The organism is Hymenobacter sp. ISL-91 (genome assembly GCF_018613725.1).
Classification (GTDB): Bacteria; Bacteroidota; Bacteroidia; order Cytophagales; family Hymenobacteraceae; genus Hymenobacter.
In genome coordinates, this window is sequence record NZ_JAGGPS010000008.1 from 186805 (window position 1) to 202706 (window position 15902).

Below are 15902 nucleotides of genomic sequence, written 5' to 3' on the forward strand. Positions count from 1 at the left end.
ATTCCTTTCCACCTGCTAACCCTCGCTATGTCTGATTCTGCTAAACTGACCCACCTGGATGCTTCCGGCCAGCCGGCCATGGTGGATGTGGGCGCTAAAATGCCCACCCGCCGCGTGGCCGTGGCCCGCAGCCGGGTGGTGCTCGGCCTCGAAATTATGGCCCTGGTGAAAGAAGGCGACCTGCCTACGCGCAAAGGCCCCGTGTTCCAGACCGCCATTCTGGCCGGGATTATGGGGGCCAAGCGTACTTCGGAGCTGATTCCGCTCTGCCACCCGCTGGGCCTGGATAACTGCCGGGTAACCATTGAGCCCGATGGCCCCGAGGCCGTGCGGATTGAGTGCACGGCCACCGTAACGGGCAAAACCGGTGTCGAAATGGAGGCCCTGACCGGCGCCTCGGTGGCCGCCCTCACCATCTACGACATGTGCAAGGCCCTCTCGCACGACATCGTTATTCAGGAAACCCGCCTCATCAGCAAAACCGGCGGCAAAAGCGACTTTCAGCATGACGCCTAACCCAACAACCCCGCCCACCGGCCCCGCTACCAACCCGGCTGCCCCCAAAGACGCGGCCCCCCGCCGCAAGCACGCCGCCCTGGCCCGGCCCGACCTGGGCGAGTTCGGCCGCCACGAGCTGGCCATATTGGGGGCGCCTTGCGGCCGGATTAAGGAGCTGGCGGCCCGGCTGTTGCCGCTGCTGACGCCTACGCTGCGCGTGGCCTACATAGATGCCGACCACGCCGCGGCCGACGCCGTGCGCAACGGCACCACGCCCGAAACCGGAATGCTGGCCGCCGGGGCCAGCGCCGAGCTGACCGATAACATCCGCTTCGCCCGACTCGATGTGCGCCGCCCGCTCGACCGGTTCAGCCAGCCCGAGCTGCTGGCCCACCAAAGCCTGGCGCTGATGAACGGCAACCACTTCCGGGCGCGCCAACAGCTCGTTATTCTTGATCCGGCCAAGCCGCTGGACAAAAAGCTCGACCGCCTGACCGACGTGCGCGCCCTGCTGCTGCCCGAAGGCGTAACCGAAGTGCCCGCCTACCTGCGCGCCCATCTCGGTGCGGCTGCCGTGCCGGTGCTGCCCCTGGCCGATACCGCCGCCCTAGCCGAGCTGGTGCTGCGCGAGTGGCATGCCGCCGCTCCGCCGCTGCGGGGCCTGGTGCTGGCCGGCGGCCGCAGCCAGCGCATGGGCCACGATAAGGGCCAGCTCGCCTACCACGGCCAGCAGCAACAGCGCGCCTACGCCGCCGAGCTGCTGGCCCCCTTCTGCCAAGATGTGCACGTTTCCTGTCGCCCCGACCAGCTTACGGAGCTCGAATACGCCGGCCTGCGCCCGCTGCCCGACTCGTTTGCCGACCTGGGGCCGCTCAGTGGCCTGCTTTCGGCCTTCCGCCTCGACCCCAACGCCGCCTGGCTGGTAGTGGCCTGCGACCTGCCGCTGCTGACGGAAGCCACCCTGGGTTACCTGGTAGCAAGCCGCCAGCCCGGCCGCCTCGCCACCACCTTCCAGAGCCCCGAGAACGAGTGGCCCGAGCCGCTCATTACCATTTGGGAACCGGCCAGCTACGGCCAGCTGCTGCGCTTTCTGAGCCTGGGCTACAGCTGCCCTCGTAAAACGCTCATCAATTCCGACATTGAATTGCTGACCCCGCCGGCCCCCGGCGAGCTACGCAACGTGAACACCCCGGAGCAGGCAGAAGAGGTGAGGGAAATGATTAAGAATTAGGAATTAGGAATTAGGAATTGGCCGTTGAACGGTGCCCGAATCGGACATTCAACGGCCAATTCAAAATCCATAATTCAAAATTCATAATCGACTCAAAGAGTCCTACGGGTGCGCGGCTACCCATACGTCGCCGTCTTCATAAAACTCCTTTTTCCAGATGGTGACCACCTGTTTAAGCGTGTCGATGATGTACTGGCAGGCGGCGAAGCTTTCGGCGCGGTGGGGCGTGGAAACGGCCACCACCACGGCCACGTCGCCGATGTGCAGGGTGCCTTTGCGGTGAATAACGGTTACCTTTTGCAGCATGGGCCACTGCGCCACGGCCTGTTCGGCTACTTTGCGCAGCTGGTGCAGGGCCATACTGTCGTAGGCCTCGTACTCCAGGCGCACCACGGCCCGGCCGGTGCTGCGGTTGCGCACCGTGCCGATAAACGTGTTAATGGCGCCGGCGCCGTCGGCTTCCACGCTGCGCAGGGCGTCGGCTACGGCTATGGGCTGGTCGGTCAGGTCGATGTGAATCATGTGGTTGGGGCAACTGGAAAAAAGACTGTCATGCTGAGCGCAGCCGGAGGCGTAGTCGAAGCATCTCTACCGCAATGCTATCCTTGCCGGCTGATTGCTACTGCAACGAAGCGGTAGAGATGCTTCGACTACGCCTCCGGCTTCGCTCAGCATGACGTTCTGCTTACTGACAACTGGGCACTGAAAACTCACAGCTGAAGGCTTACCCGCCGCTAACCGGTGGAATCAGGGCTATTTCGTCGCGCTCGTGCAGGGGCGTATCGTCGGCGGCGTACTCGTTGTTGACGGCCACGGCCAGGCTACTGAGGGCGGCCAGCGCGGGGTAGCGGGTGTGTAGCTCGGCGAGCAGGCCGCGGGCCGACTGACCGGCAGTAGTTTCTATTTCGAGGCTGGGCTGGCCCACGATTTCGCGGGCCACGCCGAACAAAGCTATATTGAGGCGCATTGGTTTTTGGACTGATGGCGTAATAGTACGTAGAGCAAACCCAAACCACCGTGCCGGTGTTACGTTTGTTCTGCAAGCGCCCGCCATTGTGGCCCGGGTGCCGCGTATTTTTTTGCTTCTTCATGGCCTTCCCCGCCGTTTCGCCCGTGTCTGCTCTCCATAACCCACCCGTGCCGCTGCCCGCGGCCCCGCGGCCGGTGCTGTTCGACAACCACGGCCGGCCGCTGGAGTACCTGCGCCTGGCCGTTACCGACCGTTGCAACCTGCGCTGCTTTTATTGCATGCCCGAGGAAGGCATTAAGTACTTGCCCAAACAGGAGCTGCTGAGCTATGAGGAGATGCTGCGCCTGACGGGTCTGCTGGCCGGCCTGGGCGTGCGTAAGGTGCGCCTGACCGGCGGTGAGCCATTTGTGCGGCGCGACCTGGTGCCGTTTATGGCCCGCCTGAGCGAGCTGCCTGGCATCGAAGAAATCAGCCTCACCACCAACGGCGTGCTTACTGCCCCCCACGTGCCCGAGTTGGCCCGTCTGGGCGTGCGCACCGTCAACCTCAGCCTCGATACGCTCGACCGGGCGCGCTTTGCCAGCATCACCCGCCGCGACGAGCTGCCGCGGGTGCTCGACACGCTGTATGCGCTGCTGGAGGCGGGCATCCGCGTCAAAATAAACGCGGTGGTGATGGACGGGCAGAATATCGAGGACCTGCTGCCGCTGGCCGAACTCACCCGGGAGCTGCCCGTGGAGGTGCGCTTTATCGAGGAGATGCCCTTTAATGGGGGCAGCCACGAGGCCACGCCTGCCACGCTGCCCTGGAACCACCACCGCATCCGGCAGCACCTGGCCCTGAACCTGGGCGAGCTGCTGCCTGTGCCTACCCGCCCCGGCGACACGGCCAGCCACTACACCGTGGCCGGCCACCAGGGCCGGCTGGGCATCATCGCGGCCTACTCGCGCACGTTCTGTGGCACCTGCAACCGCCTGCGCCTCACGGCCGAGGGCGGCCTCAAAACCTGCCTCTACGACCAGGGCGTGCTCGACCTGCGGGCCATGCTGCGCACCGGCGCTTCGGACGACGAGCTGGTGGCCGCCCTCAGCCACGCCTTCCGCAACCGCGCTGCCAACGGCTTCGAGGCCGAGAGCCAGCGGCCCTTGCACCAGCTCAGCTTCGAGTCGATGAGCACGATTGGGGGGTAGTGGCGGACCGGGCGTTTGGTAAGTGCCCCGCGCCCCTGGTGCTGGCCTCTTACCTTTGCCGGATGAACCAGCTATTTTTCGCTTTGGCAGCTGCCCGCACCACCTACGCCCTGCTGGGTGGTTTTTTGCTGCTGGCCAGCCCCGCTGCCCTTGCCCAAACCGGCACTGCCTCGCCCACCCGAAAGTGGGGCTCCTGGACGATAGGCACCGTGGTGCTGCCCGGCGGACCTAAGGGCTGGGGTGGGTATTTCGAGCTTCAGGGTCGCTCCAACAGCGTAGCCCGCGAGTTTTTCTACAACGAAATCAAGGGCGGCATCAGCTACGATGTAACCGACAATTTTACGGTGCTGCTGGGCACCGGCCGCTACTCCACGGCCGACTACCGCGACCTGAGCCAGGGCTATAAGGCGCTGGAGGCGCGGGTCTGGCAGCAGTTCACCTTTACGCAGCCCATCAGCCGCATCAAGCTGGAGCACCGGTTTCGGGTGGAGCAGCGCTGGACGCGCTTCCGCAACGATATAGTGCCCACCAACCAGGCCCGCTACCGGGGGCGGCAACGCTACCGCCTCAGTGCGGTGCTGCCCCTGAACAAACCCACTATGCAGCCCGGCACGGCGTTCCTGTCGGTGTACAACGAGGTGTTTTTTGACCCGCGCGGACCGTACTTTGAGCGCAACCGGGCCTACGCGGGCGCCGGGGTGCAGCTCAGCCGGGGCGTAACGGTGCAGGCTGCCTGGCTCAACCAAGTAGACTGGCAGCCCGCCCGTGCTCAGCCCGGTACCGGACTATTCATCGCCCGCAGCCGCCAGTTCAAGAACAACCTGGTGCTGTCGGTGGTCTACCGCATTGCCCGCGCCAAAGCCGAAGACAAAACCCCCGACCCCACGCCCTTCCAGCCGGACTGAACGGTGTAGGAAACGTCATTCTGAGCGAAGGCGCAGCCGGAGTCGAAGAATCTCTACCGCTTCGTTGCAATCAACAGGATTACTATTGCGGTAGAGATTCTTCGACTCCGGCTGCGCCTTCGCTCAGAATGACGTTCTCCCCTAAGCCCTAACCCCTATTTCCCCAGGCCCACCCAGCCGCGCTGCATGGCGTAGTACAGCCCCGTGCCCACCGTGAGGCCCACCAGGTAGCCGTAGGGCAGGCCGGCGCACAGGATGCCGGTGAGCAGGGCCAGCAGCAGGTGGGCCCGCTCGGTGCTGATGTCGCGGAGCAGGGCGGCCAGGCTGAGGGCCTCGAAGAACAGCAGCACCCCCAGAATGGGCAGCGGGAACACCTGCACCAGCTGCTGGAAACCCTGGCTGAAAAACAAACCCAGCACCAGAAACAGCCCGCCGTAGATGACCACCGAGCCGCCGGTGCGGCCCCCGAAGGTGTAGTGGCCCACCATGCCGCCCGAGCCGTGGCAGACCGGAAAGCCTCCCAGAAACGGGTTCACTAAGTTCATCAGGGCGTAGGTGAAGCTGATTTTGCGCACCGTAATCGGCCGTTCGGGGAAGTAGTCGCGCACCACCTGGCGGGTGGCCAGCACCGAGTTACCCAACGACAGCGGAATCTGGGGCAGGGCCAGCAGCACGGCTCCGGTGAGGATGTCGGCCATCTGGGGGACGTGCCAGCCGGGTAGGCGCAGGCCCAGCGCCTGCTGGGCCGAGCTGAAATCGAGCTGGAAAACCAGCCCGTAAAGTACGCCCAGGCTCACGACGACCAGCGCGGCGGGCCAGCGGCGGTTGCCCAGCAGTACCACCGTTATCAGGAAGGCGGCCGCGGCCAGCGCGTAGCCGCTTAGGCCGTCGGCGGGCACGTACTGCTTGAGGGCGAGGGTGGAAAGCTGCAGGGCCAGCCCGAACTGAATGCCCCGGATAACGGGCTTGGGCACGAGGCGGGCCAGCCCATCAATGAGGCCCGTAACCGAGAGCAGCAGCATCCCCACGCCCACCGCCAGCCCGCCCCCGAAGATGATGCGGCCGGGGATTTTCTGGGCAATAACCAGCGCCGCGAAGGCCTTGAGGGGCTGCACTGGCATCGGCATCCCGTACCACAGGCCCGAAAACAGCTGCATCAGCCCGAACATGATGAGCACCCCGGCACTATCCAGCCCCGAGGCGGCAATGACGCCGATAAGCAGCGGCAGGTCGGTACCCAGGTCGCCGAAGGCCCCCGCCAGCTCGTTGCGGTCGAAGCGGATGCGGGGGCGGGTGGCGGCGGCGGGGGGGGCAGTGGTTGGCATGGGCGCGCAAGATACGGCGGCGGCACCCACCCCACCCCCCCGGCCCCCGGTTTGCTCGATGCGCGACATCCTCCGGGAGATGGGGAGGGGCCAGACATCAGCCCCAGCGGGGCGATATATCGGTAGAAAGAAGCCAACTAGCTGTTCAAGCCCCAGCGGGGCGACATATCGGTAGAAAGAAGCCAACTAGCTGTTCAAGCCCCAGCGGGGCGACATATCGGTAGAAAGAAGCCAACTAGCTGTTCAAGCCCCAGCGGGGCGACACCAACTGTGGCAACGAGGGTGTCGCCCCGCTGGGGCTTGGCCTTTTTACGCGGGTTTTTCTACCGATATGCCGCCCCGCTGGGGCTACTGTGTGCCGGGGCCGGTTGGGCGCAGGGGTATTGGGCGCGAACCAATACGTGGCCCGGGCGAATCCTACTTCTACCCGTGCCAATCTTACTGACAGCGGCGCGAACCAATACGTGACCCGGGCGAATCCTACTTCTACCCGTGCCAATCCTACTGACAGTGGCGCGAACGGTTAGGGTAGCCGTGCGAATCCTACTTTCTGCGGCGCGAATCCTATTAGCGGGGGCGCGAACGGGTTAGGCGGGGGCGCGGCGGCCTTCGGCGGGGGCGCGGACGGGTTGGGCGGGGGCGCGAACGGGTTGGGCTTGCAGGTGGGCCGGTTATTGGCTAGCTTACCAGGTAGTTACCGGCCCGAAACCGGCGGCTATCCTCCCTCCCCTCATCTGGTTACCTCTTCATGGACGACAAAAGTCAGAATTACCGCATCATGGCCCAGGGCGTGCTGGCCCTGCTCACGCGTACCCGCTCCGAGTGGGAGGCCCGCTACGCCAAGCTGCTGCCCGACTACGAGGCCCTGGGCCAGGCCCTCGCCGAAGTTGATGTGTATGCCCAGGCCCGCAGCAGTACCGACACCGCGGGCTACACCAACGCCAAAGACGCCGCCGAAACTGCCGCCCTCAATGCCGCCGTGGTGGTGCTCAACGGCCTGCGCGCGCTCCAGCTCGATGCCCCCCGGCCCGCCCTGGCCAAAGTAGCCGCCTACTCGCCCTCGGCCCTGAGCAAGCTGCGCGACCAGGCCCAGGCCGATGCCCTCACCGAAATTGGCACCCTGGCCGCCCCCCTCGCCACCGAGCTGGCCGCCGAGCTGGTAACAGCCGCCCAGCTAACAACGCAGCGCGACACGGCTGCCGCCTTCGCCGCGCTGGTGGGCGTGGCCCGCACCCAGACGGTGGAGGGCGCCTCGGCCCGCCGCCAGGCCCTCGACCATCTGGCCAATGCCCGCGCCGCCATCGAGCGGCTCGATGTGCGCCTGCCCAACCTGCGCCCCACCCTGCCCGAGCTGGTGGCCCAGTACGAGCAGCAGCGCCGCGTGGTAGCCGCCGGCAGCTAGCACCTCGCGTAGCCGCTCTGCGCGTGCGCCTCCCCCCCTAGCCCCCTCTCCGGGGGGAGAGGGGGGACTAGTCTTTAATCTCTAGTCTAGTGACGGTTGCTTTAGCTTTAGAAACGAAGAACTAGTCCCCCCCTCTCCCCCCGGAGAGGGGGCTAGGGGGGGAGGCACCCGTGAGGCGCAACTAGCCTTTAGCCTGCCGCCCCTTCTTTGCGGCCCCCAGCACCGGGGCGCTGAGCTGCTGGTAGAGGCCGAAGAGAAACTCCAGCCGCGCCAGCTCGGTGGCAAAGGCCGCCGGGCGGTAGCAGCGGTCCACGGCCCTATCGAGGGTGGCGTGGGCGCGGGCCAGGGCGGGGGGCATGGTGCTGGGGTCGTAGAGGGCGGCCAGGCTCTCGGTGGGGAACAGGGCGCGGGCGGCCAGCACGGCCTCGGCCGCCGCCGCCACGGCCGCCCGCTGCCCCTCGGTCGGGTTCGGGGGGAAGGGGTAGTTGTTGTAGACGAGGGTGCCGGAGTAGCGAAAGTCCGACTTCAACCGGCCGCACACCTGCCGCATCCAGGCCATGTGCATTTCCGAAGTCAGGATGCCAAACAAGTAAGGTGTAGCATTGGGAATCGTGTTTACAAGATTGGATGCAACAACTTCTTTCGACATAAAGCCAATCGGAATGTACCGCCTGTTTTCAGACGAAACCCCCGGAACCAAAAGGTAGTCTGTATCCGGCTGAGAAATGAATCCGAATAGTGTTGGGGTTACCGCCAATTGTTGAGTAGCAGGCCGCACGCTTTCAAGACGCGCCTTCCTAACTCCCTCAATCCGCTCCATAATTCTTGGCAAAGACTTCAACTCGCTAGGAGTTATTCCCAGCATCCACAAACAGTATCGGCTTTTCTGATTGATAAATTCTTCCGCTCCTACAAAGCGCCGGATGAACCGCGCCGCTTCTGGTTCAGCATCAATAAGAGCATCCTTCTCATCTTCTAGCATAAGGAGATTTCCACCATCAATAGGCATAGAACCAAAGCGCATAACGGGCACCATGCTAAGCGGCTTGCTCCGCTTGACAACCAGCACCTCCGGCCCATCAACTAAATACGGGTTGATGCTGCGGGCCGGGATTTCCTGGGGGGCGCTGTTGGGCGTGGCGTAGTCGAACAGGCGGGGGTTGGGGAGCTTGTCGATGCCGTAGCCCACGATGATGCAGTACACCGCCGCGTTGCCGCGGGCCTCGTTGCTCCACCGGAAGGTGCGGTGCGCGAACTGGATGTGGCAGCCGTAGCGGTTGAGGATGTCGCCCCACAGCAGGCCCACCTGTTCGCCCTGCGTTACCGAGTTGGTGCTCACAAACGCCACGCGGGTAGCGGGGTTTTGCTGCGCGTACTGCGCCCCCTTCAGGTACCAGGCACTCACGAAGTCGAGTACGCCGGCCCCCTTTAGCTTCGGGCCGGCCACAGCCAGCAGGTTGTCGCGCTGGGCGGCCGTCATCAGCTTGGAGCCCACGAACGGCGGGTTGCCCACGATGTAGTCGAGGGCGGGGAATTCGGCGTGCCAGTCCAGGGTCAGGGCGTTGTCGTTGACGATGCGGGCGCCGCCCGTGAGCGGCAGGCGTACGTAGCGCTGGTCGAAGCGGGCCGACAGGGCCAGGTTGAGCTGGTGGTCCATCAGCCAGAGGGCCACCTCGGCAATGCGGGCGGCAAACTCCTCAATTTCGATGCCCGCCACCTGCCCCACGGCCACCTGCTGGTAGAGGGCCAGGTTCACGTTACGCCCCCGGGCCACCTCGCCGGCGTACAGGCGCTCCAGAATCTCGTGTTCCAGCAGGCGCAGCTCGCGGTAGGCGACTACCAGAAAGTTGCCGCAGCCGCAGGCCGGGTCGAGCAGGCGCAGGCCCGCCAGTCGGTTTTGCAGGCGCGTGAGGGCGGGGCGGCCCTGCCCGGCCTGGTGCAGCTCGTGGCGCAACCCGTCGAGCAGCAGCGGCCCGAGCACCTTTAGGATGTTGGGCTCGGAGGTGTAGTGGGCCCCCAGCGTGCGGCGCTGCCGGGGGTCGGCAATGCTCTGGAACAGCGAGCCGAACACGGCCGGCGAAATGCGGCTCCAGTCGAAGTAGGTGCAGTCAATCAGGCGCTGGCGGGTGGCGGCGGTAAAGGCCGGGGGCCGGAAGTTTTCGCGGAACAGGGCCCCGTTCACGTAGGGGAAGCTGGCCAGAAACGGCGCCAGCGCGGCGCTGCGCTGCCCGGCCGGCGTATCGAGCACCGCGAACAGCTCCAGCAGCCGCCCGCCCAGGTCGTGGCCGTCGGGGGCGGTGTGCTCCTCCAGCAGCGCCCGAAACTCGTCCTTGTCGAAGATGGCCGTATCCTCGGCAAACAGGCAGAAGAGCAGGCGCACGAGCAGCACCTCCAGCGGGTGGCCGGCGTAGCCGTCGGCCAGCAGCGCGTCGTGCAGCTGGGCCATCAGCTCGGCGGCCTGGGCGTTGGCGGGGTCTTCGGGGCGCTGCTGGCCGGCGGGCCGGTAGCCCGTCAGAAACCCGAACAGCGGCAGGTGCTCGGCCAGCTCGGGCAGCGCAAAATCGTGGCGGGTGCCGGCGTCGAGGTCGTAGAGGCGCAGGCGCTCGAAGTCGGACACCAGCACGTAGCCGGGCAGGGCCGCCTGGGGCAGGTTGGGCAGGTAATCCAGGGCCTGCTGGTAGGCCGCGTCGAGGTCGCGCCCGCGGCTTTTCATCTCCACGAGCAGCGTGCCGGGCCAGAGCGCATCGATGTAGCCCTGCGAGCCGTCGGCCTTTTTCACGCGCTGCTCGAAGCGGGCCCGCCGCCGTCCCTGGGGCGTAAACACGTCGAACAGGTCGCGCAAAAAGTCCTGCGCCTGGGATTTCTCGTCGTGGTCGTCGGCGTGCAGGCGGGCGAAGTCGGCCGCCCGGTGGCGCAGCTCGGCAAGGGAGAAGGGCATTTCCTTTGGGAATTATGAATTATGGATGTTGAATTTTGAATTGGGGGCGGCGGGGGAAGATAGGGCGTGCGGGGCAACATATTGGTAGTAAACCGCAGGAAGGAGCGGGCCCAAGCCCCAGCGGGGCGACATATCGGTAGAAAAACCCGGGAAGAAAAGTAGTAAAGCCCCAGCGGGGCGACACCCATCGTTGCATTGGGGATGTCGCCCCGCTGGGGCTTCAACACGTTTATGCGGTTGGTTGCTACCGATATGCCGCCCCGCTGGGGCTTTGGTGCGTTTAGGCGGTTGGTTGCTACCGACATGCCGCCCCGCTGGGGCTTTGGTGCGTTTAGGCGGTTGGTTGCTACCAATATGCCGCCCCGCTGGGGCTTTGGTGCGTTTAGGCGGTTGGTTGCTACCAATATGCCGCCCCGCTGGGGCTTGTCCATCGTTATTCGCCACGCGCCCCCCAATTCATAATTCAAAATCCAAAATTCATAATTCAAAACCCAACCCCTCCACCCCGCCTTCCAGGCTACGCAGGTTCGTTAACCCCAACCCGGCTTGCAGTTGCGCCACGGCGCGGGCGCTGCGGGTGCCGGCCTGGCAGTACACTACCACGGGGCCGGTGGCGGGTACTTCGGCGGCGCGGGCCTCCAGCTGGCTCAGGGGCAGCGACACGGCATTGGGCAGGTGGCCGGCGGCGTATTCGTGAGCCTCGCGTACATCGAGCAGCAGCGGAGCAGTGGGGCCGGCCAGCTCGTGGCGCAGCTCGGCGGCCGCAATGGTGGGCAGAGCCGGCTGGCACAGCTCGGCGTAGGCGGTGGGGTCGGCGGTGCCCAGGTGCAGGGCGGCCTGCTCGGGGCGGCGGGCGAAGCGCAGGGTGCGGGTGGCAAACGTGAGGGCATCGAACAGCCAGAGCCGGCCGCTCAGCACTTCGCCCAGGCCCAGCAGCACCTTGAGCGTTTCGGTGGCCTGGGCCGTGCCCACCACGCCGGGCAGCACGCCCAGCACGCCGGTGGCCGAGCAGTTGGGGGCCTCCTCGGCGCCCGGCGGCACCGGAAACAGGCAGCGGTAGGTGGGGCCGCCCCGGTAGTTGAACACGCTCACCTGCCCCTCGAACTTGTAAATGGCCCCCGACACCAGCGGCCGACCCAGCAGCACGCAGGCATCGTTCAGCAGGTAGCGGGTGGCGAAGTTGTCGGTGCCATCCACTACCACGTCGTAGGCGGCTACCAGCGCCCGCACGTTGCCCATATCGAGCCGCGTGGCGTGCACCTCGGTAGCCACCAGCGGATTCAGCCGCGCCAGCACCTCGGCGGCCACCGCGGCCTTGCTACGCCCCACATCGGCCGGCCCGAACAGAATCTGGCGGTGCAGGTTGCTCTCGTCCACCACATCGGCATCCACGATGCCCAGCGTGCCCACGCCGGCCGCGGCCAGGTATTGCAGCACCGGGCAGCCCAATCCGCCCGCGCCCACCACCAGCACCCGGGCTGCTTTCAGCTTCAGCTGGCCCACCTCGCCGATTTCGGGTAGCTGCAGATGGCGGCGGTATCTCCGCTTCTCCTCCTCCGTTAGCACTTCGGAGGAGAAGCGGGAATTAGGAATTAGGAATTTTGAATTATGAATTGGGGCAGGCACGAGAGGGGGGGAATTATAAATTATGAATTATGGATTTTGAATTATGAATTAGGGCTTTGGCTGGGGTGGGTAGGTGCTGGCGGCGGGGAGGCGGGGGCGCGGCGTTGCCTGGTAGAACATCTGACCATCAAATATGGCCTACGGCCCTACCGCCCTTCCGGTCTTCCGCCCTTCCGGTCTTAAAAGGGCTCCTGCTAAAGCCGTCCTCCATTCATAATTCAAAATCCAAAATCCAAAATTCATAATTATTCATCCTTACCGCTCTTTTTCTGAGCGGTAAGGATGATACTCGTGAGAATGCGCAGGAGTTCAGCGTTCTGGTCGTGGAGGGAGTCGAAAAGGGGAGTGGGCAGGTATTCGTTGTCGTGGAGCAGGCGGAGCCAGTAGCTGGTTTCGCGGCACTCCTTGGCTGAGATGGTGAGCTTGTGCACAAAGTCGGGGCGCGACACCCCGGCAATGGCCTCCTCCACGTTGGCCCCAATGGAGGTGCCGCAGCGCAACAGCTGCTTCGATAGGATGAACTCTCGCCTCTCTATCGTCAGGTACTTATACGCCTTCACAATCCGCGAGGCAAAGACATACGACTTATCCCGAACCAGGTTGTCTTTCATATCATCCTGCTGCTAAGAGAACAGAATGAATATACAGAACCCCCAATCCAAAATTCAAAATCTAAAATTCATAATCCAAAGAGCCACGCTACGGCCGCGCCCTCGTCGCCGAAGAAATGCACTTGATAAGGCTTGTCGGCATAGTATTTCAGGGGCTTGAAGCCGGGGTCGGCCATGACGTGGGCGAGCAGGGCGGGGCTGGTGAGGTAGGCTACGCGCAGGCCGCCGAGGCGGCGGGCCATGTCGGGGAAATAGTCGGCCAGTAGCCAGCGGGTGGTGGGTGGGTCGTTCACCACGCGGCGGCGGATGTCCTGCAGCCAGTAGCGGCAGTTGCTGGCCAGGGCCTCGCGGGCCAAGTGCTGGTAGGCGCCGGGCAGCAGCGACGTATCCGGCTCATGGGTCCAGCGGCCCACCAGCAGGTCGAGGTCGGCGCGGTAGGTGAGTTGAAGCAGCTCGGCAGGAATATCGGAGGCCATGGCGGAGAAGTAGGAAGCAAAGCTACGGAATGCACTGCGGCTGCGGCTGCGGCCGCTACACCAGGCCTGATCAACGCAACGGCCCCACCGTGCGTAGGAGGGGCACAGTGGCTCCGGGCGGGGCCGCTGGCTTTCATCCCTCCTCCACTTCCCCTGCCATGCAACGCACCTCCCTGATTTTGAGCACTGCCACTGCCCTCACGCTGCTCGGCGCCTGCTCCCAAACCGACCAGCAGCCTGCCACCGACATCAATACTGCCGAAACTACCGAAACCCCCGTGGAGCGCGCCGCCGACCTGCCGGCCGGTACCACTATCAAAGCCGACGATGGCAGCAAAATCAAGAAGCAGGAAGATGGCGACATCAAGATAAAAGACGCCAACGGCAACAAGGTGAAGCGCGACGCCGACGACGGCACCGTGAAGGTGAAGTAAAACCCGCCCCGATACCCCGCTGTAGCACGAAGCTCCCGCCTCACGTATCGTTGCCGACGGCTGTACTACACAGCGCCGTTCAACGATACGCGAAGCGGGAGCTTCGTGCTATATCCAATCAGCCGTTAGGCTATGGGCGGGTGTTGCGCCGGCGCTTGCGCACGGGCGGTTCGGGGGCCGGTGGGGCTGTTTGCATCTGCACCGAGTCGGCGCTTACCTGCCCGAACTGCACCTTGGGCATGGGCAGCTGGGCATTGGGCTCGACGGCTGGCACAGGCAGCGGAGTGGCGCTACCCTGCCCGGCCCCGGTGGGTAGCACCACGCCCGGCACCGGGCTGATGCGCTCGGTGGGCTGATGACGGGTGGGCGTAACGGGCGCGCGGTTCTGGGCGCGGGCCCCGAGCGGGGCACCCAGGCCGCCCAGCAGCAGGGCAATGGTCAGGAAACGAAACATGTAGGAGAAGGCTAAGTGAAGAATAGGGCACCAGCCCTTTGCTACCTGTTACGGCGACCCGGCGGCCAGCGTTGGCCAGTTGGCTGGCCGGCGTAGCTAGTGCTTGGGCATTAGTTGGGCCGAGCTGAGCGAGTACACATCGTGGCGGCGGCTGCGCAGGTTCTGCACGCTGCCCTGCTGGCGCAGCTTGTCAAGAATCGAAAGGTCTACGTCGGTCACCAGTATCATCTCGGTGTTGGGCGTGGCCTCACTTTTCACGCCGGTCGTCGGAAACGAGAAGTCGCAGGGCGTGAGCACCGCCGACTGGGCGTACTGAATATCCATGTTCTTTACGCGGGGCAGATTGCCCACCGAACCGGCAATGGCCACGTAGCACTCATTCTCGATGGCCCGGGCCTGGGCGCAGTGCCGCACCCGCGAGTAGGCCGTCTGGGTGTCGGTTAGGAAGGGCACGAACAGGATATCCATGCCCTGGTCAGCCAGCAGGCGGGCCAGCTCCGGAAACTCCGAGTCGTAGCAGATCAGCACTCCTATCCGGCCGCTATCAGTATCAAACGTCTGGAGGTGAGTGCCGCCTTTCAGAGCCCAGTACTTGGCTTCGTTGGGCGTTACATGGATTTTCTCGTAGCGCTCGGTCGTGCCATTGCGGCGGCACAGGTAGCCCACGTTCATCAGCTGCCCATCAGCAGCCAATTCGGGCATCGAGCCGGTAATGATGTTGATGTGGTACTTAACGGCCAGCTGCGTGAAGCGGTGCAGGATTTCGGGCGAAAACTGGCTGAGCTTGCGGATGGCATCAATTTCGGCCAGCTCGTTGGTTTCGGCCATCAGGGGCCCATGAAACAGCTCCGGAAACAAAGCAAAGTCGGCCCGGTACGCCGACAGCGCATCCACAAAGTACTCCACCTGCTGAAACAGGTCGTCGAAGCTGTCGTAGAGGCGCATCTGCCACTGCACCAGGCCCAGGCGAACCTGGGTTTTGGGAGCTACGGCCGTGGCGGGGCGCTGGCTATAGAGCATGTTATCCCACTCCATCAGCAGGGCATAGTTGCCCGAGGCCTCGTCGCCGGGCAGGTAGCCCCGAATCACGCGCACCGGATGAAAGTCGTTGGAGAGCTGGAAGTTCAGGGCCGGGTCCACGATTTCGCGGTTTTTTACCCGCTGCACGTAGTCCTTGGGCGTCATGGCGTCCTGGTATTCGCGGTAGCCGGCAATGCGGGCCCCAAACGTAATGGCCCGCAGGTTAAGCCGCTCGCACAGCTCTTTGCGTGCCTCATACAGCCGCCGCGCCAGCCGCCGCCCACGGTAATCGGGGTCCACGAATACCTCGATGCCATATAGCGTGTCGCCGGCCGGATCGTGGGTGCTGAAAGTGTATTCGCCGGTAATCTGGCGGTAAGTGTGCTCATCGGGGTACTTGGCACGCTCCACAATAATGGCCAAAGCGGCTGCTACCACCGCCCCGTTTATCGTTACCACCAGCTGCCCCATCGGAAATAATTCGCGGAGCTTGTCCAACGACTTGGCCGGCCAGTAGCTACCCATTTCGGGGTAGGCCCGCCGCATAGCCGCATCAAATGATTGGTAGTCGTTGGCCTGCAGATGGCGGATTTCAATTACTTCGTTCATGCAAATAAGGGTTGAAAGGGGATTCTGTGCAGCCACTGCCGGCCGCACCAGCACCCCACGGGCCGGGGCCGCTGGCGGGCCGCGCAGATAGGCCGAACCGGTTGAGCCGTGGCATTGCCCCTGCAGGATAAACGCGCATTGTAGCGTTTGGTTGGCCGACGTTGGTAGACGCCTGCCGCAAAAAAGCCGCTTCCTGAAAAGGAAGCGGCTTTG

15 protein-coding genes are annotated in these 15902 nt (G+C 64.4%); 6 read left to right on the plus strand and 9 right to left on the minus strand.

The window, feature by feature from the left end:
* The first annotated feature begins 27 nt into the window (after positions 1-27).
* Positions 28-516 carry a cyclic pyranopterin monophosphate synthase MoaC gene (moaC, locus tag J7E24_RS04385; RefSeq protein ID WP_215135520.1) on the plus strand — a complete coding sequence of 163 codons (489 nt, stop codon included), beginning with the start codon at positions 28-30 and terminating at the stop codon, positions 514-516.
* On the plus strand, positions 506-1729 hold the full coding sequence (locus J7E24_RS04390; RefSeq protein ID WP_215135522.1) for an NTP transferase domain-containing protein: 1224 nt from the start codon (positions 506-508) through the stop codon (positions 1727-1729). Before moaC ends, J7E24_RS04390 begins: the two co-directional genes overlap by 11 nt.
* A 102-nt stretch (positions 1730-1831) precedes the next feature.
* Here J7E24_RS04390 and J7E24_RS04395 read toward each other — a convergent pair whose 3' ends face one another.
* Positions 1832-2251, minus strand: coding sequence for a molybdenum cofactor biosynthesis protein MoaE (locus J7E24_RS04395; RefSeq protein WP_215135524.1), 420 nt, complete (start codon positions 2249-2251; stop codon positions 1832-1834).
* Between the two features lie 202 nt (positions 2252-2453).
* On the minus strand, positions 2454-2696 hold the full coding sequence (moaD, locus tag J7E24_RS04400) for a molybdopterin converting factor subunit 1 (RefSeq protein WP_215135526.1): 243 nt from the start codon (positions 2694-2696) through the stop codon (positions 2454-2456).
* A gap of 197 nt (positions 2697-2893) precedes the next feature.
* Between moaD and moaA the strand changes: the two genes are divergently transcribed.
* Together moaA and J7E24_RS04410 are read left to right on the plus strand one after the other, a co-directional pair.
* On the plus strand, positions 2894-3889 hold the full coding sequence (moaA, locus tag J7E24_RS04405; RefSeq protein WP_215135615.1) for a GTP 3',8-cyclase MoaA: 996 nt from the start codon (positions 2894-2896) through the stop codon (positions 3887-3889).
* Positions 3890-3951: 62 nt separating this feature from the next.
* On the plus strand, positions 3952-4794 hold the full coding sequence (locus J7E24_RS04410) for a DUF2490 domain-containing protein (RefSeq protein ID WP_215135528.1): 843 nt from the start codon (positions 3952-3954) through the stop codon (positions 4792-4794).
* 155 nt (positions 4795-4949) lie between these two features.
* On the opposite strand, the gene J7E24_RS04415 is transcribed toward J7E24_RS04410, so the two are convergent.
* Positions 4950-6119 carry a putative sulfate/molybdate transporter gene (locus tag J7E24_RS04415; protein WP_215135530.1) on the minus strand — a complete coding sequence of 390 codons (1170 nt, stop codon included), beginning with the start codon at positions 6117-6119 and terminating at the stop codon, positions 4950-4952.
* 748 nt (positions 6120-6867) lie between these two features.
* Here J7E24_RS04415 and J7E24_RS04420 point away from each other — a divergent pair.
* Positions 6868-7521 (plus strand): hypothetical protein, encoded by a 654-nt coding sequence (locus J7E24_RS04420; RefSeq protein WP_215135532.1) that lies wholly within the window; start codon positions 6868-6870, stop codon positions 7519-7521.
* A gap of 181 nt (positions 7522-7702) precedes the next feature.
* Here the strand turns inward: J7E24_RS04420 and J7E24_RS17555 are convergent, their stop codons facing one another.
* From J7E24_RS17555 to J7E24_RS04440, 4 genes are all read right to left on the minus strand, one after another.
* Positions 7703-10459, minus strand: a complete 2757-nt coding sequence (locus J7E24_RS17555) for a class I SAM-dependent DNA methyltransferase (protein WP_251047013.1) — start codon at positions 10457-10459, stop codon at positions 7703-7705.
* A 477-nt stretch (positions 10460-10936) separates the two neighbouring features.
* The gene (locus J7E24_RS04430; protein WP_317195614.1) at positions 10937-12085 is read right to left on the minus strand and encodes a HesA/MoeB/ThiF family protein; all 1149 of its coding nucleotides are present in this window, start codon (positions 12083-12085) and stop codon (positions 10937-10939) included.
* A gap of 245 nt (positions 12086-12330) precedes the next feature.
* Positions 12331-12696: a four helix bundle protein gene (locus J7E24_RS04435; RefSeq protein WP_215135534.1), complete on the minus strand. Its 366-nt coding sequence runs from the start codon at positions 12694-12696 to the stop codon at positions 12331-12333.
* 68 nt (positions 12697-12764) lie between these two features.
* Positions 12765-13172, minus strand: a complete 408-nt coding sequence (locus tag J7E24_RS04440; protein WP_215135536.1) for a hypothetical protein — start codon at positions 13170-13172, stop codon at positions 12765-12767.
* Positions 13173-13330: 158 nt separating this feature from the next.
* Between J7E24_RS04440 and J7E24_RS04445 the strand changes: the two genes are divergently transcribed.
* A complete protein-coding gene (locus J7E24_RS04445; RefSeq protein WP_215135538.1) occupies positions 13331-13606 on the plus strand; it encodes a hypothetical protein in 276 nt (91 codons plus the stop codon).
* A gap of 130 nt (positions 13607-13736) precedes the next feature.
* Here the strand turns inward: J7E24_RS04445 and J7E24_RS04450 are convergent, their stop codons facing one another.
* Together J7E24_RS04450 and J7E24_RS04455 are read right to left on the minus strand one after the other, a co-directional pair.
* Positions 13737-14060 (minus strand): hypothetical protein, encoded by a 324-nt coding sequence (locus J7E24_RS04450; protein WP_215135540.1) that lies wholly within the window; start codon positions 14058-14060, stop codon positions 13737-13739.
* 96 nt (positions 14061-14156) lie between these two features.
* Positions 14157-15689, minus strand: coding sequence for a bifunctional GNAT family N-acetyltransferase/carbon-nitrogen hydrolase family protein (locus J7E24_RS04455; RefSeq protein ID WP_215135542.1), 1533 nt, complete (start codon positions 15687-15689; stop codon positions 14157-14159).
* Positions 15690-15902: the final 213 nt, after the last annotated feature.